At 66.1% G+C, this 1,936-nt stretch carries 2 protein-coding genes; one reads left to right on the plus strand and one right to left on the minus strand.

Annotation, left to right across the window (positions count from 1 at the left end; genetic code table 11):
- A partial coding sequence (gene araD1, locus WA070_RS03260; protein ID WP_422632736.1) for an AraD1 family protein occupies positions 1–983 on the minus strand: 983 nt, incomplete at its 3' end.
- A gap of 194 nt (positions 984–1,177) precedes the next feature.
- On the opposite strand from araD1, the gene WA070_RS03265 reads away from it, so the two are divergent.
- Positions 1,178–1,936 carry a FadR/GntR family transcriptional regulator gene (locus WA070_RS03265; protein WP_422632737.1) on the plus strand — a complete coding sequence of 253 codons (759 nt, stop codon included), beginning with the start codon at positions 1,178–1,180 and terminating at the stop codon, positions 1,934–1,936.

Raw genomic sequence — 1,936 nt, forward strand, 5'->3', positions numbered from 1 at the left:
CTGACGGCGACGTTGACGCTCTGTGCGCGGGCGAGGGGGTTGCGCAGGGGCAGGGTGAAGGGCGCAGCGTCGATTTCGAACACATCGCCTTCCTGCGTCGTCACGCCGTCGCTGAACGAAAGGGTCGCGGTGCCAAAGAAATGGACATGCACGTCGCCTGCACGACGGAACAGGTCATATTTGAAATGATGCCCCTCCAGATTGGCAAAGCTGTGCGACATATTGCCTTCGCCCGACAGGAATGGCTTTTCCCAGATCACCTGTCCCTCGCGCAGGATGCGGCTGGTTCCCTCGATATGCTCTGGCGGCGGTCCCACCAGCAGTTCAGGGCCAAGCGCGGCCTGACGCAGCTTGCTATGGGCGAGCCACAGATAATTGTGCCGCTCGGTCACATGGTCGCTAAACTCGTTGGCGAGCGCCAGGCCGATCCGATAGGGCGTGCCATCGTCGCCGATGACGTAGATGCCCGCCAGTTCCGGCTCCTCGCCGCCATCCCTGGCAAAGGCCGGCATGGTCAGCGGATCGCCCGGTCCCACCAGCTGCGACCCGTCGCCCTTGTAAAACCATTCGGGCTGCTGGCCGGTTTGCCCCGCAGCAGGCTTGCCGCCCTCCAGCCCTTCGAGGAACATGCGCATCGAATCGGTCTGCTTTTCGACCGCCGCTGCCTCGCGATGCATCTTGTCGCGCCCTTCGGCAGACCCAAGATGCGTCAGCCCCGTGCCGGTCAGCAGCATATGCGCGCCATCTTCATGATCGATCGGGGCCAGCAGGCGCCCGGCGGCATGTTCCGCCACGATATCGACGCTCTCGCCCGACCCGGCGGCCTGCACCGCTGCGGTAAGGTCGATCCCCTGCGCGATCGCATGCAGCGCCAGTGCGCGGATGGTGGCAAAGCCGGTCACGAAGGCTGCGCGATCGCCCTGTGCGGCGATGACGCCGCGCTGCCCGGTCTGGCTGCGGTGCTGCAACAGGCGCAATGTCATGAAATCCCTCCTCGACAGCGCCCGTCGGCGGCGCTGGTTGATGCCAAGGGGACTGGCCGCGCGCGCCCGTTGCCGGGGAAGCAGGGCGATGGGCTGTCCCAATTACTCCGACATATGACAGGGCGATGGTAATGGCAATGCTTGTCTTTTAAGGGGAGTTATGCCTCCTATCACCGGGGCAAGAGGATATGAGAATGGCACAGGATGGTCCGGCTTTGGCTGGTGATGGGGCGGACAAGAAGGCAGGCGCCAGAACCGCGCGTGGCCCTGGCCGACGGCTGCACGGGGCGATCGCGCACAAGCTGGGGACCGCGATCTTGTCGGGCCAATATCAGCCCGGCGACGTGCTGTCGGGCGAGGTCGCCTTTGCCGAGGAACTGGAAGTCTCGCGCAGCGCCTATCGCGAAGCGGTGCAGGTGCTCACGGCCAAGGGGCTGGTGGAAAGCCGGCCCAAGGCGGGCACGCGGGTGTTGCCGCGCACGCGCTGGAACCTGCTCGACCCCGATGTCCTCGCCTGGGCCTTTGCGGGCGAACCCGACATCCAGTTCATCCGCGATCTGTTCGAACTGCGCGCCATCGTCGAACCGGCCGCCGCGCGCCTTGCCGCTGCGCGTCGCGACAAGGACGACCTGCGCATCATGAAGGAGGCGCTGGCCGCCATGCGCCGCCATACGCTGGCCACCGAAGCAGGGCGCGCGGCCGATCGCGACTTCCACAACGCCATCCTCAACGCCACCCGCAACGACGCCCTGCTCGTCCTGACCGCCAGCATCGGCGCCGCCGTCAACTGGACCACCCAATATAAACAACGCGCCCGCGCACTCCCCCGCAACCCCATCCCAGACCATGTCCGCGTCTACGACGCCATCGCCGCCAGCGACGGACAGGCCGCAGCCGACGCCATGTCCGCCCTCGTCGACCTCGCCCTCGAAGACACCGCAAGCGCCATGTAA

It is taken from the genome of Sphingobium sp. (assembly GCF_049304695.1).
Lineage (GTDB): Bacteria > Pseudomonadota > Alphaproteobacteria > Sphingomonadales > Sphingomonadaceae > Sphingobium.

What these genes read in the sequence shown, in the direction of transcription:
- WA070_RS03265 (WP_422632737.1), top strand. Translation starts at nt 1,178, where the DNA reads ATGGCACAGGATGGTCCGGCTTTGGCTGGTGATGGGGCGGACAAGAAG.